Genomic DNA, 500 nt, shown 5'->3' on the forward strand with positions numbered 1-500 from the left:
CTTCGGAGGGCGACCCTCTCGCTTCGAGCAGTTCGACGTCGACGCCGAGGGCTTCGAGTCGGTCTTGGGCTTCGCGGACCGCTTCGACCTGCTGGACTGACGCGCCTTCTGGATTGTCGCTGAAGACGTGCAGGATGAACACTTCCGCGCCGCTGGCCGTCTCGACCATATCTTCGATCGCGTTCGTCTGTACGTGCGCCTGCGGGATGTCGTCGTCGAGTGCGAGTAGTACTCGAACCATACCCTCTCTGCATCGGCCACCTACTTATATTTCGGCGGTGAGTTCGGTGATTCCCCGCTTCGGATCCGACGACCGTACCGCACTCTCCCGAACGCTGTTCGACGTGATCGAAATTTGTTCCGGATAACGGGACGGCAGAGCGGACACCGTACGTCACCGGACGCCACCTGGGTTTATACTCACGGATCTGGGTAGCAGACGTATGCAACGAGCGTTCGAGGGGTCCGAACCCGATGTCGCAGACAGCGCCTTCGTCTCC

The 500-nt window shown here is 60.6% G+C and carries 1 pseudogene; it reads right to left on the bottom strand.

Annotated features, from left to right (window positions below):
• Positions 1 to 241 (bottom strand): annotated as a pseudogene (locus DEQ92_RS22015) (universal stress protein); the annotation flags it as partial.
• Positions 242 to 500: the final 259 nt, after the last annotated feature.

This window comes from Haloferax sp. Atlit-6N (assembly GCF_003383195.1).
Lineage (GTDB): Archaea > Halobacteriota > Halobacteria > Halobacteriales > Haloferacaceae > Haloferax > Haloferax gibbonsii.